Annotated in this window: 17 protein-coding genes; 16 read left to right on the top strand and 1 reads right to left on the bottom strand. The window is 72.5% G+C overall.

Features of this window, described 5'->3' with window-relative positions; all coding sequences use genetic code 11:
• The first annotated feature begins 27 nt into the window (after positions 1-27).
• The 10 genes from ACSMHG_RS11910 (at position 28) to ACSMHG_RS11865 (ending at position 11,017) form a co-directional block, all read left to right on the top strand.
• Positions 28-966, top strand: coding sequence for an ABC transporter ATP-binding protein (locus ACSMHG_RS11910; RefSeq protein WP_435745181.1), 939 nt, complete (start codon positions 28-30; stop codon positions 964-966).
• Positions 963-1,739, top strand: a complete 777-nt coding sequence (locus tag ACSMHG_RS11905) for an ABC transporter permease (protein WP_435745178.1) — start codon at positions 963-965, stop codon at positions 1,737-1,739. Before ACSMHG_RS11910 ends, ACSMHG_RS11905 begins: the two co-directional genes overlap by 4 nt.
• A gap of 5 nt (positions 1,740-1,744) precedes the next feature.
• The gene (locus tag ACSMHG_RS11900) at positions 1,745-2,659 is read left to right on the top strand and encodes a COX15/CtaA family protein (RefSeq protein ID WP_435745176.1); all 915 of its coding nucleotides are present in this window, start codon (positions 1,745-1,747) and stop codon (positions 2,657-2,659) included.
• A gap of 380 nt (positions 2,660-3,039) precedes the next feature.
• Positions 3,040-3,933 (top strand): hypothetical protein, encoded by an 894-nt coding sequence (locus ACSMHG_RS11895; protein ID WP_435745174.1) that lies wholly within the window; start codon positions 3,040-3,042, stop codon positions 3,931-3,933.
• Entirely contained in the window at positions 3,833-4,930 is a 1,098-nt protein-coding gene (locus ACSMHG_RS11890; protein ID WP_435745172.1) for an alkene reductase, read from the top strand. The genes ACSMHG_RS11895 and ACSMHG_RS11890 overlap by 101 nt, the downstream gene beginning before the upstream one ends.
• A 175-nt stretch (positions 4,931-5,105) precedes the next feature.
• The gene (locus tag ACSMHG_RS11885) at positions 5,106-7,907 is read left to right on the top strand and encodes a helix-turn-helix transcriptional regulator (RefSeq protein WP_435745170.1); all 2,802 of its coding nucleotides are present in this window, start codon (positions 5,106-5,108) and stop codon (positions 7,905-7,907) included.
• Positions 7,908-8,035: 128 nt separating this feature from the next.
• On the top strand, positions 8,036-8,860 hold the full coding sequence (locus tag ACSMHG_RS11880) for an alpha/beta fold hydrolase (protein ID WP_435745168.1): 825 nt from the start codon (positions 8,036-8,038) through the stop codon (positions 8,858-8,860).
• A 177-nt stretch (positions 8,861-9,037) separates the two neighbouring features.
• A complete protein-coding gene (locus ACSMHG_RS11875; protein ID WP_435745166.1) occupies positions 9,038-9,781 on the top strand; it encodes an alpha/beta fold hydrolase in 744 nt (247 codons plus the stop codon).
• A 107-nt stretch (positions 9,782-9,888) separates the two neighbouring features.
• Positions 9,889-10,545 (top strand): trimeric intracellular cation channel family protein, encoded by a 657-nt coding sequence (locus ACSMHG_RS11870; RefSeq protein ID WP_435745164.1) that lies wholly within the window; start codon positions 9,889-9,891, stop codon positions 10,543-10,545.
• A 40-nt stretch (positions 10,546-10,585) separates the two neighbouring features.
• Positions 10,586-11,017, top strand: a complete 432-nt coding sequence (locus tag ACSMHG_RS11865; RefSeq protein WP_435745162.1) for a hypothetical protein — start codon at positions 10,586-10,588, stop codon at positions 11,015-11,017.
• Between the two features lie 32 nt (positions 11,018-11,049).
• On the opposite strand, the gene ACSMHG_RS11860 is transcribed toward ACSMHG_RS11865, so the two are convergent.
• Positions 11,050-12,006 (bottom strand): heme o synthase, encoded by a 957-nt coding sequence (locus ACSMHG_RS11860; RefSeq protein ID WP_435745160.1) that lies wholly within the window; start codon positions 12,004-12,006, stop codon positions 11,050-11,052.
• Positions 12,007-12,178: 172 nt separating this feature from the next.
• Between ACSMHG_RS11860 and tkt the strand changes: the two genes are divergently transcribed.
• The 6 genes from tkt to pgl all read left to right on the top strand — a co-directional run bounded on the left by tkt (position 12,179) and on the right by pgl (position 20,351).
• Positions 12,179-14,293, top strand: coding sequence for a transketolase (gene tkt, locus ACSMHG_RS11855; RefSeq protein ID WP_435745158.1), 2,115 nt, complete (start codon positions 12,179-12,181; stop codon positions 14,291-14,293).
• Positions 14,294-14,373: 80 nt separating this feature from the next.
• A complete protein-coding gene (gene tal / locus ACSMHG_RS11850; RefSeq protein WP_435745156.1) occupies positions 14,374-15,480 on the top strand; it encodes a transaldolase in 1,107 nt (368 codons plus the stop codon).
• On the top strand, positions 15,477-17,165 hold the full coding sequence (gene pgi / locus ACSMHG_RS11845) for a glucose-6-phosphate isomerase (RefSeq protein ID WP_435745154.1): 1,689 nt from the start codon (positions 15,477-15,479) through the stop codon (positions 17,163-17,165). The genes tal and pgi overlap by 4 nt, the downstream gene beginning before the upstream one ends.
• Positions 17,162-18,688, top strand: a complete 1,527-nt coding sequence (gene zwf, locus ACSMHG_RS11840; RefSeq protein WP_435745151.1) for a glucose-6-phosphate dehydrogenase — start codon at positions 17,162-17,164, stop codon at positions 18,686-18,688. The genes pgi and zwf overlap by 4 nt, the downstream gene beginning before the upstream one ends.
• Positions 18,685-19,596 (top strand): glucose-6-phosphate dehydrogenase assembly protein OpcA, encoded by a 912-nt coding sequence (locus ACSMHG_RS11835; protein WP_435745149.1) that lies wholly within the window; start codon positions 18,685-18,687, stop codon positions 19,594-19,596. The genes zwf and ACSMHG_RS11835 overlap by 4 nt, the downstream gene beginning before the upstream one ends.
• Entirely contained in the window at positions 19,593-20,351 is a 759-nt protein-coding gene (gene pgl, locus ACSMHG_RS11830; RefSeq protein ID WP_435745147.1) for a 6-phosphogluconolactonase, read from the top strand. The genes ACSMHG_RS11835 and pgl overlap by 4 nt, the downstream gene beginning before the upstream one ends.
• Positions 20,352-20,429: the final 78 nt, after the last annotated feature.

Here is a 20,429-nt window from a genome sequence, read left to right as displayed (position 1 = left end):
ACCCGCGGGTCTCCCTAGACTGGTGCGGTGTCCGACGCCGCTCCAGCAGTCGCCGTCGACGGCCTGGTGATGCGGTACGGCGACAAGGTCGCCGTGGACGAGCTGTCCCTGGTGGTCGACCGTGGCTCCATCACCGCCGTCCTGGGCCCCAACGGCGCGGGCAAGACCACGACGCTGGAGACCTGCGAGGGCTACCGCCGGCCGCAGCGCGGCACCGTGCGGGTGCTGGGCCTGGACCCGGTCCGCGACCGCCGACGCCTGCTCCCCCGCATCGGCGTGATGCTCCAGGGCGGCGGCGCCTGGAGCGGGGTCCGCGCCATGGAGATGCTGCGCCACGTCGCCCGGCTGCACGCCCACCCGATGGAGGTCGAGGTGCTCGCCGACCGGCTCGGCCTCGCCGACTGCGGCCGGACGCCGTACCGCCGGCTCTCCGGCGGGCAGCAGCAGCGCCTGGGGCTGGCGATGGCGCTGGTCGGCCGACCGGAGATCGTCTTCGTCGACGAGCCGACCGCCGGCATGGACCCGCAGTCGCGGCGTACGACCTGGGACCTGCTCGGGGAGCTGCGCGACGCGGGCGTCACCGTCGTGCTCACCACGCACTACATGGACGAGGCCGAGCGGCTCGCCGACCGGATCCACATCATCGACCGGGGCCGTCTGATCGCCTCGGGGTCGCCGCTCCAGCTCACCCGGGGAGGCACCGTGGCGACCATCCGGCTGGTGGTGTCGCGGCCCTTCCCGCCCGGCGCACCGGAGTCGCTGCGGGCCGCGCTCGGGGAGCAGATCGAGGTCACCCTCCTCGACGAGGTGAGCCTCCTGGTGACCGGCCCGGCCGACGCCTCGACGCTCGCCCGGGTCTCCGGCTGGTGCGAGGCACAGGGCGTCCTGCCGGAGTCCCTCACGCTCGGCCAGCGCAACCTCGAGGACGTCTTCCTGGAGCTCACCGGACGGGGGCTCGAGGCATGAGCGCGACCGACTGGACACCGCGGCCCGGCGCCGCACCGTTCCACCGCCAGGTCCTGGCCCAGGCAGGCATGGAGGCGCGGCTGATGCTGCGCAACGGCGAGCAGCTCCTGCTCGCCGTCGTCATCCCCGTCATCGTCCTGGTCGGGGCCGTGCAGGGCGCCGACCGGATCGGGCTCGAGCTCGACGAGCGGGCCATCGACGTGTTCACGCCGGGAGTCCTGGCCCTCGCTGTCATGTCCACGGCGTTCACGTCCCTCGCCATCGCCACCGGGTTCGAGCGCCGGTACGGCGTCCTCAAGCGGCTCGGCAGCTCGCCGCTCCCTCGCTCCGGCCTGCTCGTGGGCAAGGTCGGTGCACTCCTGGTCGTCGAGGTGCTGCAGGTGGCCGTGATCTCCGCCGTGGCGCTGGCCATGGGGTGGGACCCGGCGGGTGGCGGACTCGGGGCGCTCGGCGCCGTCCTCGTCGGGCTCCTCGGCACGGCGGCCTTCGCGAGCCTGGGTCTCGCCCTGGCCGGCGCGCTGCGGGCCGAGGCGACCCTCGCCGCGGCCAACCTGGTCTACCTGCTGCTGATGGCCGGCGGCGCGGTGGTGCTGCCCGCCTCGGCGTACGGCTCCTTCGGCGACGTCGTGCGGTGGCTGCCGTCCGGCGCGCTCGGCGGTGGCATGCGCGCGGCGCTGGCCGACGGGCAGCTGGCCCCCGTGGCGATGCTCACGTTGCTGGCCTGGGCGGTGGTCGGCACGGCGCTGACCGCCCGGACGTTCAAGTGGGAGTGAGGACTGTGCGGTTCACGACCGAGGACGCGGTCCGGTGGGTGCGTCCCCTGGGCTGGGCGACGCTGGTGGCCAACTGCGTCCTCGTCGTCACCGGCGGCGCCGTCCGGCTGACCGGGTCGGGCCTCGGCTGCCCGACCTGGCCCCGGTGCCACGAGGACTCCTACGTCCCCCACGGCGAGCTCGACCTCCACGAGGCGATCGAGTTCGGCAACCGGATGCTCACCTTCGTGCTGGTGGCGATCGCCGTCGCGACCTTCCTGGCGGCCTGGCGCACGGGCCGCAGCGACCTCACCCGGCTCGCCGCGCTCCTGGCCGCCGGCATCCCGGCCCAGGCGGTGATCGGCGGCATCACGGTCCTGACCGACCTCAACCCGTGGGTGGTCTCGCTCCACCTGCTCTGCTCCCTGGCGATCATCGGTCTCTCGGTGCGCTTCCTCCAGCTGACCCTGGCCCCGGTCGGGCCACCGGTCCGCGGCCCACTCGTCGGCCTGGCCTGGTCGACGTTCGCCGCAGCGTGGGCCGTGCTCTGGATCGGCACGGTCGTGACCGGATCGGGCCCCCACGCCGGGGACGAGGACTCCGTGCGCACCGGCCTGGACCCGCTGCAGGTCAGCCAGCTGCACGCCGACGCCGTCTTCCTCCTGCTCGGCCTCACCATCGGCCTGCTCTTCGCCCTGCGGGCGGTCGGCGCGCCCGCGCAGGCACGCCGCGCCGCCCGCTGGCTGCTCGCCGTCGAGCTGGCCCAGGGTGCGGTCGGCTTCGTGCAGTACTTCACCGACCTGCCGGTGGTGCTCGTGGGCCTGCACCTGCTCGGTGCGGCGGTGGTCTCGGCCGCGGTCACCTGGGCGCTGCTGACCGTGCGCCACCCCCAGGCCGCGACGACCCGTGCGCTCCCTGTGGAGGCCCTCTCGGTCTCGTGACCCGACCGTGACCCGAGGGGCCACTTCTCCACAGGATTCCGGGGCCGGACTGTCGGTGCCCGGTGGTGGACTTGTCCCATGGTCGGCACGGGAGCACTCGGAGCGCAGCAGGCGCTCGAGGTGGTGAGCGAGGAGGACCTCCTCGACTTCGCCGACGACTGCGCCGAGACCGCCCGTCGTGCGGAGGTCGGCTTGTTGCGAGCGGCGTACCAGTGGGCGGTCGTGCACTCCGTCGACCGGCTCGACCCGCAAGCGCCCAGGAGGCACGGCACGTCGACGCCGCGGCCGCGCCGGAGGTCGCGCGGGCCAGGGAGGAGAAGGCACGGCGAGCGCGGTTCGCGAAGAAGCTGAGGGGCGAGAAGCACGGGATGGCCTCATTCATGGTCCGTGCTGCCACCATCGAGCAGATCGACGCCGCGGTCACCATCCTCGCCGACCGGCTGCGCGCGGTGCTGCCAGACGAACCGACGCCCGAGGACCCGGCGTCCGAGGACCCGGCTCCCGAGGATCTCGCGCCGGACCAGGTGGCGATGACCGTCGACGACCGCCGCGTCCATGCCCTCCGGCTGCTCGCCGCCGGCAGGCCGGACGAGCTGGACGCTGATCTCCGTGACCTGATGCCGACGGTCAACCTCCACCTGCACGCCTATGCGGGAGGAACCGAACGCGGGGCCGACGGCCGGCCTGTCGAGGCGATCGCCCGGCTCGAGGGCCACGGGCCGGTCACCGAGTCCTGGATCAGCCGCGTGCTGGGACGCTCGTGCCGGTTCGTCATCCGTCCGGTCCTCGACCTCGCCGGTCAAGCACCGGTGGACGCCTACGAGATCCCGGAGCGGCACCGCCGGGCCCGTGCTGCCGCGCTCGGTGTGGTGCGCGTGCAACTCGGTCTGGCGCGCGGCTCACGACGGGCGAGGAACGGCAGTCCACTCACCGCTGCCCTCGTCGGGGCTCCGCTCCGAAGCGTTCGGGGCGGGGCGACCACCACCGATGGCAGTCATCGGACTGATGTTGTCGACACCGGTGCGGAGCAGTCTTGTCGGTGCGCCCGCGGCATCGCGCCGCCCACGTGCCCCGACATCCACCTGCGCGGTGCGTGCGAGCGCGACTCCCAGCCCGACCGTCACCGAACCAGTCCCGGATGCGACTGCGTCACCGAGAGCACGAAGGAGCACCATGCCCACCCTGCACGACCCGCTGTCCCTGCCGGCCTTCACGACACCGAACCGGGTCTTCATGGCACCGATGACCCGGATGCGTGCCGCCCAGCCGGGTGACACCGCCACGGGGCTCATGGCCGAGTACTACACCCAGCGTGCGAGCGCCGGCCTCATCGTCACCGAGGGCACCCAGATAAGCCCGGAGGGCAAGGGCTACGTCGCCACGCCGGGGATCTACTCCGCCGAGCAGGTCGACGCCTGGCGTCGCGTCACCGATGCCGTGCACGGCAGCGGCGGCAAGATCGCTGCGCAGCTGTGGCACGTCGGGCGGGTCACCCACCCCGACCTCCAGGACGGTGGCCCCGGCGTCTCCGCCAGCGCCCTGCCGTTCGACGGCCTCACGACCATCGCCGACAGTGCCGGCAACCTCGTCACTGCGCCGTGCCCGACTCCCCGCGAGCTCCGGGCCGACGAGCTCTCCCGCATCGTCGAGGACTACCGCCGAGCGGCACGCAACGCCCGCGACGCCGACTTCGACATGGTGGAAATCCACGGCGCCAACGGCTACCTCCTCCAGCAGTTCATGTCGACTAGCAGCAACCACCGGACCGACGAGTACGGCGGCTCGCTGGAGAACCGCGCCCGCTTCCCGCTGGAGGTCGTCGATGCCGTCATCGGCACCTGGGACGCCGCTCACGTCGGCATGCGCATCTCACCGCTCATCAAGTTCGGCGGCCTCGACGACGCCGACGGGCTCGAGATGGGCCTCTACATCGCCGAGCGGCTCAACGAGCGCGACCTTGGTTACCTCCACCTGAGCGAACCCGACTGGGCCGAAGGCCCCGAGCTCGACGACGACTTCCGGATCAAGCTCCGCGAGGCCTTCAGCGGCGTCATCATCGCCGCAGGCGGCTACGACGCCGCCAAGGCCGAGCGCGTGCTCGAGAACGGGTGGGCCGACGCCATCGCCTTCGGCAAGTCCTTCATCGCCAATCCCGACCTGCCCGCTCGTCTCGCCGCCGGCGCCGACCTCAACCCGCTGCGACCCGAGCTCATCTACGGCGGCGGTCCCGCCGGATACGCCGACTACCCCACGCTGGAGGAGTCTTCTTGACCGGGCGGCGCCAGGCGCCTGCCCGATCGCGCCGGCGGCGTCTCGGGGACCCTGGCGCTTCCAGCTGACGTTCCAAGTGGTGCGCCTGAAGGCGGGTAGCGCCTAGCATGGGGCTCCATTCACCGGAATCCGATGCCTTCTCCGCGACTCGGGGCGGAGCCGTGGAGCGAGACCTATGGCTCAGCTGGACAGCGACCCGTACGGTCTTCTCGGTCGCGAGCGCGAGCTTGCAGCCGTCGACGCGTTCCTGGCCCGGGCCGAGACTGACGGCGCAGCCCTCCTGCTGACAGGCGAACCGGGGGTCGGCAAGTCGGCCATCCTCGACGCTGCCGCCAGGACAGCGTCCATCGGCGGGTGGCGTGTCGTCCGCGGTGGAGGCGTCGAGTACGAGACCGACGTGAGCTTCGCCGGCCTGCACCAGCTCGTCGACCAGCTGACCGACGAGCTGGTGCAGCTCCCCGCCGCGAGCCGGGAGGCGCTGCAGGTCGCCCTCGGCCTCGGCTCGGGCTCCGCTCCGGATCGGTTGACCCTGCTGCAGGCCTCGCTGGCGCTGCTACGCCAGGCGGCCACCGAGACGCCGCTGCTCGTGGTCATCGACGACATGCACTGGCTGGACCGCGCCACCGCCTCCGTCATCGGCTTCGTCGGTCGCCGGCTCCAGGGCAGCAGGATCGGCCTGCTGGGGGCGACCCGGCCCAGCGCCGGTGGGTTCTTCGAGCGCACCGGGTGGCCGGAGCTCGGCGTACACCCCCTCGACGACGACCATGCGATGGAGCTGCTGGCCCACCAGTTCGCTCACCTGCCCACACGGGTCCTGCGGGAGGTCGCGCACGAGGCACAGGGCAACCCGTTGGCGCTGCTGGAGTTCGCGGCAGCGGCCGGTCACCCCCGCACCGGTCGTCGCGCAGCCCCTGGGGCGGCGGCGGCCACCATCCGTGAGGTCCGGTCGCTCTACGCGACCCGGATCGGATGCCTGCCGCCGCCCACGCGCCGGCTGCTGCTGATCGCCGCGCTCGACGGCTCGGGCAGCCTGTCCACCCTGGCCGAGGGCAGCGGCTCGGCAGGCCTGTCCGACCTCGGCCCGGCAGAGCACGACCACCTGGTCATGGTCGACGAGCGGGCCGGCGAGATCAGGTTCCGGCACCCGATGATCAAGTCGGCGCTCGTCGAGCTCTCGACGCACGACGACAGGCGAGAGGCACACCAACGGCTGGCGGAGATCTTCGCCGACCAGCCCGAGCGGCGAGGGCACCACGTCGCCGAAGCCGCGGAGGCACCAGACGAGACCGTGGCCGCGGTCATCGAGGAGGGTGCCCAACGCACACTCCAGCGCGGCGACGTCGTCGGGGCCGTCACTCGGCTGCTGCGCGCCGCCGACCTCAGCCCCGACCGCAGCGCCCGAAGCCGACGTATGGCGCACGCGGCGTTCATCGGCGCCTTCGCCGCGGGCGAGCTCCAGAGCTCCTCGCAGCTGCTGCGCGATGCCAGGCGCAGAGACCCCACGCTCGGCGAGACGCTCGAGGCGGCGGTCGCCACCGCCTACATGCTGCTCAACAGCGACGGCGACGCCACGGTGGCGCACCGGTTCCTGACCGCCGCGATCGACACCGCACTGACCGAGCCCGACCACGACCGGGAGGCACTCTCCCGCGGCCTCTACACGCTCGTGGTGATGTGCCACTACGCGGGGCGTGTGGAATACTGGGAGGACTACGACGACCTCGTCGCCCGGATGGGTACGTCGGCACCGGCCGACGCCATCCTCCTCACCGAGACCTTCGCCGCCCCTCTCACCGCATCACCGTCGATGCTCGCGGCGCTCGATCGCCAGATCGAGCAGCTCGACGACACCCTGGACGTGGAGCTGATCATCCGCACCGCGATCGCCAGCTTCTACACCGACCGGCTGGCCGGCTGCCGGCGTGCCCTGGACCGAGTCGCCCGTGACGGCCGCGAGTCCGGCGCCGCCGCTTCGGCACTCATGGCGCTGAGCATGATGACTTTCGACCATCTCGCCGCCGGACGGTGGCATGCCGCCGAGCGGACCGCCGCCGACGCAGGAGCGCTCGCGGAAGAGCTCGGCTACCGGCTGTACGACTCCAGCCGCACCTACGCCACCGCCCTCATCGCCGCGCGCCGCGGGGACCTCGAGGCGTGCACCGCAGAAAGCGAAGCCATGCTCGTATGGGCGGCGCCCCGGCAGCTAGGACGCCTCGAGGACTTCGCGCACCACGCGCTCGGCGAGGCGGCGCTCGGCGCCGGCGCCTTCGAGGATGCCTACGCCCACGCCACCGCCATCGGCGGACCGGGCAGCCTGCACACCCACGACCCGCAGGCACTGTGGTCAGCGCTGGACCTGGTCGACGCCGCGCTGCACACCGGCCGAGCCGACGAAGCCCGGGCCCACGCCGAGGCCCTGCACGCCGCCGACCCGGGTCGGCTGTCACCGCGGTTCGCCATGGTCGCTACTGCCGCGCTGGCGATGGTCGCGCCGGACGACACGGCAGCGGACCTCTTCGACGAGGCGCTCGCGGTGCCGGGGACCGAGGTATGGCCGTTCGAGCTGTCACGTGTGCGGCTGGCCTACGGCGAGCGGCTGCGCAGGTTGCGGCGCACCCGTGACGCGCGGGTCCAGCTCGAGGCCGCCCGTGACGGATTCGACCGTCTCGGAGCACTGCTGTGGTCCCAGCGAGCCTCCACCGAGCTCCGGGCGACCGGCGCCGCGCGCCGGACCGGTGTCGCCGGCGGCGTGGCCGCGCTGACCCCTCAGGAGCTCGAGGTCGCGCAGCTGGCGGCACGCGGCATGAGCAACCGCGAGATCGCCACCCGGCTGTACGTGTCGCCCCGCACCGTGTCGGCCCACCTCTACCGCACCTTCCCGAAGCTCGGCATCACCTCCCGCGCGGCCCTGCGGGACGCCCTGAGCGATCCCTCGACCGACCCCTCGACCGACCCCTCAATCGACAGCGCCCGGTGACCGCTCCGGTCGGCCGGGTCGGTCACGTCGTCGACGTGCAGTCATCTGACTGACGCTGCACGCGCTGCATCGGGCAAGGCTTGCGGAACACCCGGTGCCCCGCCGGACAGCACGCAAGGAGCACACCCATGCCGATCATCACCACCGACGACGGAACCTCGATCTTCTACAAGGACTGGGGCTCGGGTCAGCCGATCATGTTCCACCACGGCTGGCCGCTGAGCTCGGACGACTGGGACGCGCAGCTGATGTTCTTCGTCCAGCACGGCTTCCGTGTCATCGCCCACGACCGTCGCGGGCACGGCCGGTCCGGCCAGGCTCCCGACGGGCACGACATGGACCACTACGCCGCCGACGTCGCCGCGCTGGTCGCCCATCTCGACCTGCGCGACGTGGTGCACGTCGGGCACTCCACCGGCGGAGGAGAGGTGGCCCGCTATGTTGCGCGGCACGGCGCCGGCCGGGTCGCCAAGGCGGTCCTGATCGGTGCGGTGCCCCCGCTGATGCTGCAGACGGCCGCCAACCCGGGCGGCCTGCCGATCGAGGTGTTCGACACCTTCCGTGAGGGGACCGCGAGCAACCGGTCCCAGTTCTTCCTCGACGTCGCCTCCGGCCCCTTCTACGGGTTCAACCGACCCGGCGCGAAGGTCTCCCACGGGGTCGTCTGGAACTGGTGGCGCCAAGGGATGATGGGTGGCGCCCTGGCCCACTACGAAGGCATCAAGGCCTTCTCGGAGACCGACTTCACCGACGACCTCCGGAGTATCCAGGTGCCCACCCTGGTCATGCACGGCGACGACGACCAGGTCGTCCCGATCGCCGGCTCCGCCGAGCTGTCGATCCGCTTGCTCGAGGACGGCCACCTCAAGGTCTACCCGGGCTTCTCGCACGGCATGTGCACCGTCAACGCCGACGTCATCAACCAGGACCTGCTCGAGTTCGTCCGGAGCTGATCGCCCAGACGCAGGTCCTCCGACACCACCCGACCGGACCGCTCCGCCACGATCCGGGACCACCTGACAGCACACGCGGTCCCTGACCGGCACCCCCGTTGCCGACCCCGCAGCACCGCGTGTTGCGGGGTCGTACCCAGGCGGGTCTTCCGCCTCCCAACCCGAAAGGAATCCACCATGTCCCTCACCACCCATGAGAGCTCGACCACCCGCCCCACAGTCGTGCTCGTGCACGGAGCCTTCGCCGACTCCTCCAGCTGGAACGACGTGATCGTCTCCCTGCGCAACGACGGCTACCCGGTGATCGCGGCGGCCAACCCGCTGCGCGGCCTGCATGCCGACGCGGAGTACCTCCGCACCGTCCTCGACAGCGTGGACGGCCCCATCGTCATCGCCGGCCACTCCTACGGGGGAAGCGTCATGAGCCAGGCGGCCGACGGCCATCCTCAGGTGAAGGCGCTGATCTACGTGGCCAGCTTCATCCTCGAGGAGGGCGAGAGCACCGGCGAGCTCGCCGCGAAGTTCCCCGGCGGGGAGCTCGGCCCGGCGCTGAACCCCGTGCCGCTCCCCTCCGCCGACGGCCAGGAGGTCGCCGACCTCTACATCCAGCAGGACAGGTTCCGGGAGGTCTTCGCGGCCGACGTGCCCGAGGAGGTCACCGCGCTGATGGCCGTGACCCAGCGACCGATCGTCGGTGACGCACTGGAGGAGAAGGCCACCCGAGCGGCGTGGAAGAACATCCCGAGCTGGAACCTGGTGACCCTCGAGGACCTCGCGGTCCCGGCGGAGTCGCAGCGGTTCATGGGCGAGCGTGCCGGCTCCCGGAACGTCGAGGTCGACGCGTCCCACGCCGTCTCGGTCTCCCAGCCCGAGGCTGTCGCACGCCTGATCGACGAGGCCGCTCGCACAGCCACCAGCTGACACGTGGCCGACCCAGCCCGCGCCGGCCCCTCCGCGCCGCGACCGAATGGCGCGAGGGGCCGGTGGGGCAGACACGCAGCACAGGAGCAGCCAGGTTGAACGAGACGATGCCTCTCGCGATCCCGCTCGCGGTCGAGCTGGCCGCAGTCGCCCTCGGTGCGCTGCAGGGAGCCCTGTTCGCCGGCGCGTTCACCGATCGCCACATCGACGTGCTCGGCGCCGTGATGGTGGGCGTCGGCCTCGCGCTCGGCGGAAGCGTGCTCCGCGATCTCCTGCTCGGGGAGGCCCCGGTCGTCATCCGCGGTGAGTGGTACGTCCTGGTCGCTGTCGTGGCCGCGCTGGTGGGGATGTCGCTCCAGCAGCTGTTCGCCCGGCTCACCCCGGTCATCCTCCCGCTCGACGCTGTGACCATCGGGCTCTTCGGCGCGATCGGCACCTCGAAGGCTCTCGACCTCCAGGTCCCGGCCATCCCCGCTGTGCTGGTCGGCACCGTCTCCGCGGTGGGAGGCTCGGTGATCCGGGACCTGATGCTCAACCTCCCCGTCGCGTTCCTCCACGTGGGGTCGCTGTACGCGGTCGCCGCGGCCGCCGGCGCAGCGCTGCTCGTCCTGCTCATCGCGGCGGGCGCCGCCATCCTGGATGCCGTGATCGCCGGCGTCGCCCTCACCACGGCAACCCGGCTGCTCGCGGTTCGCTTCGGGTGGAGCTTCCCGGAGCAGCGGGCGCTCGTCGTACGGCGCCGACGCTCGCGCGGCCCCGCATGAGCGCGGTGGGTGACCTGCGCGGAACTCGTAGGAACGGACCGTGGCAGAGTTGCGCGCTGTGCGGGTGAGCCGAGTTCGTCCCCTCCTGACCGGAGGCGCGCTGGTGCTCGCTGTTGCATGCGGAGGATGCGGCTGGGGTCCGTCCGCCAGCGCTGACCAGGTCGCCGACCACGTGGGCACCTATGAGGCCTTCGGAGAAGGTGGCAACAGTGCACTCCTGGAAGGCGTCGTGCGCGTCGTCGGTGGCTGCTTCCTCGTCGAGACGGACCTTGGCGAGCGCTATCTCCCATACTTCCCAGAGGACGAGGTGGAGTGGAGCGATGAAGGGCTTCGGTACGCCGGCCGGACCTACCGCGAGGGCGACGCCGTCGCGCTTGGTGGCGCGGTGTCCGGGCCGTCGTCTCGGCCGCTGCCCGCAAGGTGTGGCGAGCTCGCTGGCGCGCCGCGGTGGACGGTCGCCCAGGCAGGCTGACGCGGTATCTCTGGCCGTCGCGTAGCCCGCGGTCAGCGGCTGAGCAGCGGGTCCAGCGCGACGGCGACGAAGAGCAGCGTGAGGTAGAGGTTCGAGGAGTGGAACAGCCGCATCGGCTGGATGACGGCGAGGTCCTCGGTGCCGCGCGCTCGGGCGTGCATGCGGTGCGCCTCGAGCAGGAAGACCGCACCCAGCACGGCGGCGGCGACCGGGTACGCCGGACCGGTGCCGGCCACGGGCCACAGCAGCAGCGACGTGGCCACCATCACCCAGCTGTAGAGGACGATCTGCCGGCCGACCTCGCGGGCCGAGCGCACGACGGGCAGCATCGGCACGTCGACGTTCGCGTAGTCCTCGCGGTAGCGCAGCGCCAGCGCCCAGGTGTGCGGCGGGGTCCAGAAGAAGACCACCATGAACAGCACGACCGGCACCCACGACAGCTCGCCGGTGACGGCGGTCCAGCCGATGAGGGCCGGGAAGCACCCGGCCAGCCCGCCCCAGACGATGTTCTGGGTGGTGCGCCGCTTGAGCAGCATGGTGTAGCCGAAGACGTAGAAGGCGTTGGCCCCCAGGGCGAGCGCCGCCGAGAGCAGGTTCACCCACACCGCGAGGATGACGGTCGACAGCACGGCGAGCACGGCGCCGAAGACGAGCGCGGCGGCCGGGGACACGATGTGCCGGGGCAGCGCTCGCCGACGGGTCCGGCGCATCTGCTCGTCGATGTCGCGGTCGTAGACGCAGTTGAAGACCGACGCGGAGCCGGCCGAGAACGTGCCGCCGAGGACCGTGGCCAGCACCAGGCCGAGCTCGGGGACGCCCCGGTCGGCGAAGAACATCACCGGCACCGTGGTGAGCAGCAGCAGCTCGATGACCCGCGGCTTGGTGAGACCGACGTACGCCGCGACGACGTCGCGCACCGACGCCCTCGGGGTCGGCCCTTCGGACGCGTGCCGCTCGGCGGCGGTGGCCGGCTGGCCGACGTAGGTCACGGGGTCCTCGGTGGGATCGGGAGCGGTGTCGAGCTGCTCTCCGGCACTCGCCGGCGGGCTCGTGGAGCGGGTGTGAGTCTAGCCGGAGGCGTGAGTAGGCTCGGAAGTGCCCGAGCCGTCGCTCACCCGGTGTGAGCGACAACTCTCTGCACGACTCCCCGAAAGGTTCCCCGTGACGACTGTGCCCGACCTCGACTGGACCGACGTCGACGACAAGGCGGTGGACACCGCCCGGGTGCTCGCGATGGACGCGGTGCAGAAGGTCGGCAACGGTCATCCCGGCACCGCCATGAGCCTCGCCCCCGCGGCGTACCTGCTCTTCCAGAAGGTGATGCGCCACAACCCGGCCGACCCGCACTGGCACGGCCGCGACCGCTTCGTGCTCTCCGCGGGCCACAGCTCCATCACGCTGTACACCCAACTCTTCCTCGGCGGGTGGGGCCTCGAGCTCGACGACCTCAGGTCGCTGCGTACCTGGGGCTCCAAGACCCCCGGCCACCCCGAGCACGGCCATACCGCGGGCGTCGAGACGACGACCGGCCCCCTCGGCCAGGGCGTCGGCAACGCCGTCGGCATGGCGATGGCGGCCCGCCGCGAGCGCGGCCTGCTCGACCCGGGGTCCGAGGAGTCCCTCTTCGACCACCACGTCTACGCCATCGCCAGCGACGGCGACCTCCAGGAGGGCGTGAGCGCCGAGGCCTCCTCCATCGCCGGCACGCAGAAGCTCGGCAACCTCACCGTCGTCTACGACGCCAACCGGATCTCGATCGAGGGCGACACCGACATCGCGTTCACCGAGGACGTCGCGAAGCGCTACGAGGCCTACGGCTGGCACGTGCAGACCGTCGACTGGACGCAGGACGCCACGACGTACGTCGAGGACGTGCCGGCCCTGCACGCGGCCATCGCCGCGGCGCGCGAGGTGACCGACCAGCCGAGCCTGATCGTCCTGCGCACCGTGATCGCCTGGCCCGCGCCGAACGCCCAGGGCACCGGCAAGTCCCACGGGTCGGCGCTCGGCGAGGACGAGGTCGCCGCCACCAAGGAGATCCTCGGGTTCGACCCGGCGCAGCAGTTCGAGGTGCCGGAGGACGTCATCGCGCACACCCGGTCGCTCGTCGCCCGGGGCAAGCAGTGGCAGGCGGAGTGGGAGGAGCGCTTCGCCGCCTGGCGCGAGTCGGCCAGCCCCGAGACCGTGGCCACCTGGGAGCGGATGCAGACCCGCGCGCTGCCCGAGGACATCGACGACGTCCTGCCCACCTTCGACGCGGACTCGAAGGGCATCGCCACGCGGAAGGCGTCCGGCGCGGTCATCAACGCGGTCGCCAAGGTCATGCCCGAGCTGTGGGGCGGCTCGGCCGACCTCGCGGAGTCCAACAACACCACCATCGAGGACGCACCCTCCTTCGTGCCCGAGTCCCGGTCGACGAACCTGTGGCAGGGCGACCCGCTGGCCGGCCGCGTGCTGCACTTCGGCATCCGCGAGCACGGCATGGGCGCGATCCTCAACGGCATCACGCTGCACGGCGGCACCCGCGTCTTCGGCGGCACGTTCCTCACCTTCTCCGACTACATGCGCGGAGCGGTCCGGCTCGCAGCGCTCATGGGCCTCCCCGTGACCTACGTGTGGACCCACGACTCGATCGGCCTCGGCGAGGACGGACCGACCCACCAGCCGATCGAGCACCTCGCGGCGCTCCGGGCCATCCCCGGCCTGGACGTCGTCCGCCCGGCCGACGCCAACGAGACCGCGGCCGCCTGGAAGGCCGTGCTGCAGCGCACCGACCGCCCGGCCGGCATCGCGCTCACCCGCCAGAACGTCCCCGTCTTCCCGCGAGGGGCCGAGGGCTTCAGCGACACCAGCAACGTCCACCGCGGCGGCTACGTGCTGATCGACGCCCCGGACACCGAGGACGGCTCCGGCCAGCCCGACGTGGTCCTCGTCGGCACCGGGTCCGAGGTGCAGGTCGCGGTGGCCGCCCGCGAGCTGCTCGCCGCCGACGGCATCCGCGCCCGCGTGGTCTCCATGCCGTGCCGCGAGTGGTTCGACGAGCAGGAGCCGGCCTACCGCGAGTCCGTCATCCCGCCGACCGTCAAGGCCCGCGTCTCCGTCGAGGCCGGCGTGGCGCAGGGCTGGCGGGAGATCGTCGGCGATCACGGGCGGATCGTCTCCATCGACACCTACGGCGCGTCGGCCGACTTCGCCCGCATCTACGAGGAGTACGGCATCACCGGCCAGGCCGTGGCCGACGCCGCCCGGGACAGCGTCCGGCTGTCCCGCGACTGAGCGAGCCCGCGCAGCACCCGTTCCCGGGGACTGGCACGGGACCGCCGGGGTACCGACCCACCGACCTCAGGAGGTAGTTCATGAGTGACCGTATGAAGGCCCTGGCGGACGCAGGAGTGTCCATCTGGCTCGACGACCTGTCGCGCGAGCGGATCGAGACCGGCAACCTCGCCGAGCTCGTGAAGGACCGCTCGGTGGTGGGCGTGACGACCAACCCGACGATCTTCGCGAGCGCGATCGCGGAGGGTGAGCGGTACGACGAGCAGGTGCGCCGGCTCGTCGCCGAGGGCCGGCCCGTGGACGAGGTGATCTTCGAGCTCACCACCGAGGACGTCCGCAACGCCTGCGACGTGCTCGCGCCGGTGGCCGAGAGCACCCCTGACGACGGCCGGGTCTCCATCGAGGTGGAGCCCGACCTGGCCAACGACACCGACGCGACCATCGCCTCGGCCCGCAAGCTCTGGCAGGCCGTGGACCGGCCGAACGCGCTCATCAAGATCCCGGCGACGCTCGAGGGCCTCCCGGCGATCACCACCGCGATCGCCGAGGGCATCAGCGTCAACGTGACCCTCATCTTCAGCGAGGAGCGCTACCGCGCCGTGATGGACGCCTACCTCACCGGCCTGGAGCAGGCTCGCGAGGCCGGGCGCGACCTCTCCACCATCCGCTCGGTGGCCTCCTTCTTCGTCTCCCGGGTCGACAGCGAGGTCGACAAGCGGCTCGAGGCGGTCGGCTCGGACGTGGCGCTCGCCCTGCGCGGCAAGGCGGCGGTCGCCAACGCGCTCGTCGCGTACGGCGCCTTCGAGGAGGTCACCGCCTCCGACCGCTGGCGTGCGCTCGCCGACGCCGGCGCGAACGTGCAGCGCCCGCTGTGGGCCTCGACCGGGGTGAAGAACCCCGACTACGACGACACCATGTACGTCACGCAGCTGGTGGCGCCCGGCACGGTGAACACGATGCCGGAGAAGACGCTCGAGGCCTTCGCCGACCACGGCGAGGTCCTCGGGGACGTCGTCACCGGCCGGGCCGGCGAGGGGCGCGCCATCCTGGAGCGCCTCACCGAGCTGGGCATCGACGTCGACGACGTGCTCCTCGTGCTCGAGCAGGAGGGCGTCGCGAAGTTCAAGGGCTCGTGGACCGACCTGGTCGAGACCGTCCGCACGCAGATGGAGAACGTCGCGGGATGACCGACGCGCCGGTGGACCCGACGTCGACCCGCGCCTGGTCCCGGCTGTCGGCCCTGGCTGCCGACTTCGCGCCGGACCTCCGGAGCTGGTTCGCCCGCGATCCCGAGCGGGTCGACCGGCTCTCCTTCACCGCGGGCGACCTCCTCGTGGACCTCTCGAAGTCCCTGGTCGACGACGACGTGCTCGCGGCGCTCCTGGACCTCGCCGACGAGGTGGGGGTCGCGGAGCGCCGCGAGGCGATGCTGCGCGGTGAGCGGGTCAACGTCACCGAGGACCGCGCGGTGCTGCACACCGCGCTGCGGCTGCCGCGGGACGCCTCGCCCGACCGGAGGCCCAGCGTCGAGGGCCAGGACGTCGTGCCCGACGTGCACGCCGAGCTCGACCGGGTCTACGCCTTCGCCGAGAAGGTCCGCAGCGGTGAGTGGACGGGCGTGACCGGGCAGCCGATCCGCACCGTGGTCAACATCGGCATCGGTGGCTCGGACCTCGGGCCGGTGATGGCCTACGAGGCGTTGGCGGCCTATCGGCAGGAGGGGCTGGAGTGCCGGTTCCTCAGCAACATCGACCCGACCGACGCCGCCACGACGCTCGCCGGCCTGGACCCGGCGACGACCCTCTTCATCGTCTCGAGCAAGACCTTCGGGACCTTGGAGACCCTCACCAACGCCCGCCTGTGCCGCCAGTGGCTGCTCGACGGTCTCCGCGCCTCCGCACACGACGGTGACTCCGGGGACGACGCCGAGGCCGTGCGGCGCCACTTCGTCGCCGTCTCGACCGCGCTCGACAAGGTCGCCGACTTCGGCATCGACCCGGCCAACGCCTTCGGGTTCTGGGACTGGGTCGGCGGGCGGTACTCCCTCGACTCGGCCATCGGGACCTCGTTGGTCATCGCGATCGGCCCCGACCGGTTCGCGGAGCTGCTGGCGGGCTTCCACGCGATGGACGAGCACTTCCGGACGGCCGAGCCGGCGCGGAACGTCCCCGTCCTCATGGGCCTCCTCAACGTCTGGTACACCGACTTCCTCGGCGCCGAGACCCACGCGGTCCTCCCCTACTCGCAGCTGCTGCACCGCTTCCCGGCGTACCTCCAGCAGCTGACGATGGAGTCCAACGGCAAGCGCGTGCGGTGGGACGGCACGCCGGTCACCACCGACACCGGCGAGGTCTTCTGGGGCGAGCCGGGCACCAACGGCCAGCACGCCTTCTACCAGCTCATCCACCAGGGCACCCGGCTCGTGCCGGCCGACTTCATCGCCGTGGCCCAGCCGAGCCATCCGCTCCGCGACGGCGACGTGGACGTCCACGAGCTGCTGCTGGCGAACTTCCTCGCCCAGACCCGGGCGCTGGCCTTCGGCAAGACCGCCGAGGAGGTCCGGGCGGAAGGCACGGCCGAGGACGTCGTGCCGGCCCGCGTCTTCCCGGGCAACCGTCCGACGACGTCGATCATGGCGCCGGCCCTGACCCCGTCCGTGCTGGGCCAGCTCGTGGCCCTCTACGAGCACGTCACCTTCACCCAGGGCGTGGTCTGGGGGATCGACAGCTTCGACCAGTGGGGCGTCGAGCTCGGGAAGCAGCTGGCCCAGGAGGTGGGCCCCGCGCTCAGCGGGGACGCCGGCGCGCTGGCCGGTCAGGACGCCTCCACCCGGGCGCTCATCGCCTACTACCGGCAGCACCGCCAGCCGTGACGACGTACCGCAACCCGCTCCGCGACCCGCGTGACCGGCGCCTGCCGCGCATCGCCGGTCCGTGCAGCATCGTCCTCTTCGGCGTCACCGGCGACCTCTCGCGCCGGAAGGTGATGCCCGCGATCTACGACCTCGCCAACCGAGGCCTCCTCCCACCCGGCTTCAGCCTGGTGGGCTTCGCGCGCCGGGACTGGTCCGACCAGGACTTCGCCCAGGTCGTCCACGACTCCGTCCGGGAGCACGCGCGCACCGAGTTCCGCGAGGAGGTGTGGCAGCAGCTCGCCGAGGGGCTCCGCTTCGTGCCCGGCACCTTCGACGACGACGCCGCCTTCCGCCACCTGCGGCGGACCGTCGACGAGCTCGACGAGGAGCGCGGGACCGATGGCAACCACGCGTTCTACCTCGCGATCCCGCCCGGCTCCTTCGGCGACGTCGTCGGCCAGCTCGCCAGGCACGGCCTGGCCGACGGCGGTGCGGGCTCGTGGCGCCGGGTCGTCGTGGAGAAGCCGTTCGGCCACGACCAGGAGTCGGCCCGCCGGCTCGACGCGACGTTGGCCGAGGTCTTCCCGGCGGAGTCGGTCTTCCGGATCGACCACTACCTCGGCAAGGAGACCGTCCAGAACATCCTGGCCATCCGCTTCGCCAACGCGATGTTCGAGCCGCTCTGGAACGCCCGGTACGTCGACCACGTGCAGATCACCATGGCCGAGGACGGCGGCATCGGCGGTCGCGCCGGCTACTACGACGGCATCGGCGCGGCCCGCGACGTCATCCAGAACCACCTGCTGCAGCTGCTGGCGCTGGTGGCGATGGAGGAACCGGTCTCCTTCGACGCCGACAGCCTCCGGTCGGAGAAGGAGAAGCTGCTGCGCAGCGTCTCGCTCCCGGAGCGGCTGGACCTCACCACCGCCCGCGGGCAGTACGCCGAGGGGTGGGCCGGCGGCCGGAAGGTCCCCGGCTTCCTGGAGGAGGACGGGGTCGCCGAGGACTCCACCACCGAGACCTACGCCGCGGTGACCCTCCACGTCGACAACCGGCGCTGGGCCGGGGTGCCCTTCTACCTCCGGACCGGCAAGCGCCTGGGACGCCGCGTCACCGAGGTCGCCGTGGTCCTCAAGTCCGCGCCGCACCATCCCTTCGGCGCCCAGTCGGTCGAGGAGCTCACGCAGAACGCCGTCGTCATCCGGGTCCAGCCGGACGAGGGCATGACGGTGCGCTTCGGCTCCAAGGTCCCGGGGACCACCATGGAGATCCGCGACGTCAACATGGACTTCGCCTACGGCGGCTCGTTCACCGAGTCCTCCCCCGAGGCGTACGAACGCCTGGTCCTCGACGTGCTCCTCGGGGACCCGCCCCTCTTCCCGCGCCACGAGGAGGTCGACCTCTCCTGGCAGATCCTCGACCCGGTGCTCGAGCACTGGGCGCGCGAGGGCGCCCCGGAGCCGTACCCCGCCGGCACGTGGGGACCGCCCTCGGCCGACGCCGTGCTGGCCCGCGCCGGGCACACCTGGAGGCGGCCGTGATCGAGCTGACCGACACCACCGCCTCGGCGATCGCGGCGGAGCTGGTCCGCGCCCGCAGCCGCGCGGGGTCTCCCGCGATGGGCATGGTCATGACCCTCGTGGTCGTGGTCGGCGAGGACCGGGCGGCCGAGGCGATGGAGGTCGCCCGCACCTCGTCCCACGAGCACCCGGCCCGGGTGCTCGGCGTCGTCCTCGGCGACCGGCACGGCAGCTCCACGGTCGACGCCCAGGTGGGCACGGGCTCGGGCTGGACGGGCGAGACGGCGATCGTCCGCCTGCGGGGCGAGGTGGTCGAGCACCCGGAGTCGGTCGTCCTCCCGCTGCTGCTCCCCGACTCGCCCGTGGTCGTCTGGTGGCCCGCCGACGCACCGCCCGACCCGGCCGCCGACCCCATCGGAGCCCTGGCCCGACGGCGCATCACCGACGCCGGATCAGCCGGCCGGGGCGCGCGCGGGACGCTGCGGCAGCAGTGCGCGGCGTACGTCCGGGGCAACACCGACCTCGCCTGGACGCGGGTGACCCCGTGGCGAGCCCTGCTGGCCACGGCACTGGACCAGCACCAGCTGCGCGTGACCGGTGGCTCCGTGACCGCCGAGGGTGAGAACCCGAGCGCCGACCTGCTCGCGACCTGGCTCGCCGACCGCCTCGAGGTGGCCGTCACGCGCAAGGACCTGCCGGGCCCCGGCATCACCGAGGTCGTGCTGGACACCGAGGAGGGGCCGATCAGCATCACCCGCGAGGACGGCCGGCTCGCCACGTTCCGCACCCCCGGCCGCCCCGACCGACCGGTCGCCCTCACGCGGCGCTCGCTGCCCGAGCTGCTCGCCGAGGAGCTGCGCAGGCTCGACGAGGACGACGTCTACGCCGCCACGGCCCGACGGCTGGCGGAGAGCAGGAGCACCCCATGAGCACCCCCCGGATCGAGGTCCACGACGACGACCAGACGCTGGCGACCGCCGTCGCCGGTGAGCTGCTGACCCGCCTCGAGGAGGCCCAGGAGGCCGGCCGGCAGCCGCACGTCGCGCTCACCGGCGGCACCTTCGCCGACGTGGTGCACCGCGAGGTCGCCCGGCTCGCACCGGAGTCGGCGGTCGACTGGGACCGCGTGGTGCTGTGGTGGGGCGACGAGCGCTTCGTCGAGCACTCCTCGCCGGACCGCAACGCGGGGCAGGCGCGGGCTGCCTTCGTCGACGCCGTGGGAATCCCCGACCGGAACGTCCGTGAGGTTCCGCCGGCGGACCGGTGCGACTCGGTCGAGGAGGCCGCCGAGCGGTACGCCGCAGCGCTGGACGCCGAGCTGGGTGGGGAGGGCACCGGCTTCGAGGTGGTCATGCTGGGCCTGGGCCCGGACGCGCACGTCGCCTCGCTCTTCCCGGGCCATCCGGCCCTCGACGCGGCCGGCCGGTCGGCCGTGGCGGTGCACGACTCCCCCAAGCCGCCCCCGCAGCGGGTCACGCTGACCTACGAGGCCCTCAACCGGAACCGCGCCCTGTGGTTCCTGGTGAGCGGCGACGGCAAGGCCGAGGCCGTCGCACGGGCACTGGCCGGTCGCGCAGGCCAGCCCGGGGAGGCGGCCGACCGGCACGACGTACCGGCCGTCGGCGCCACCGGCACCGAGGAGACCATCTGGTTCCTCGACCGGGCCGCCGCGTCGCGGTTGTAGGCCCTCGCCGGGCTCGGGGCGCGGGCGCTGGTCCCGACACGCCGGTCGCGACCTCCATCGTCGGTCGCGCGGCTGCTC

It is taken from the genome of Nocardioides ureilyticus (assembly GCF_051280745.1).
Classification (GTDB): domain Bacteria; phylum Actinomycetota; class Actinomycetes; order Propionibacteriales; family Nocardioidaceae; genus Nocardioides.
Note: the sequence above shows the minus strand (reverse complement) of the source record. Positions and strands in the feature narration are given on the sequence as shown.

Coding starts and splice junctions, on each gene's coding strand:
- tal (WP_435745156.1), top strand. CDS start 14,374: ATGAGTGACCGTATGAAGGCCCTGGCGGACGCAGGAGTGTCCATCTGG.
- ACSMHG_RS11905 (WP_435745178.1), top strand. CDS start 963: ATGAGCGCGACCGACTGGACACCGCGGCCCGGCGCCGCACCGTTCCAC.
- ACSMHG_RS11890 (WP_435745172.1), top strand. CDS start 3,833: ATGCCCACCCTGCACGACCCGCTGTCCCTGCCGGCCTTCACGACACCG.
- ACSMHG_RS11885 (WP_435745170.1), top strand. CDS start 5,106: ATGGCTCAGCTGGACAGCGACCCGTACGGTCTTCTCGGTCGCGAGCGC.
- ACSMHG_RS11875 (WP_435745166.1), top strand. CDS start 9,038: ATGTCCCTCACCACCCATGAGAGCTCGACCACCCGCCCCACAGTCGTG.
- ACSMHG_RS11895 (WP_435745174.1), top strand. CDS start 3,040: ATGGTCCGTGCTGCCACCATCGAGCAGATCGACGCCGCGGTCACCATC.
- ACSMHG_RS11870 (WP_435745164.1), top strand. CDS start 9,889: ATGCCTCTCGCGATCCCGCTCGCGGTCGAGCTGGCCGCAGTCGCCCTC.
- pgi (WP_435745154.1), top strand. CDS start 15,477: ATGACCGACGCGCCGGTGGACCCGACGTCGACCCGCGCCTGGTCCCGG.
- ACSMHG_RS11880 (WP_435745168.1), top strand. CDS start 8,036: ATGCCGATCATCACCACCGACGACGGAACCTCGATCTTCTACAAGGAC.
- pgl (WP_435745147.1), top strand. CDS start 19,593: ATGAGCACCCCCCGGATCGAGGTCCACGACGACGACCAGACGCTGGCG.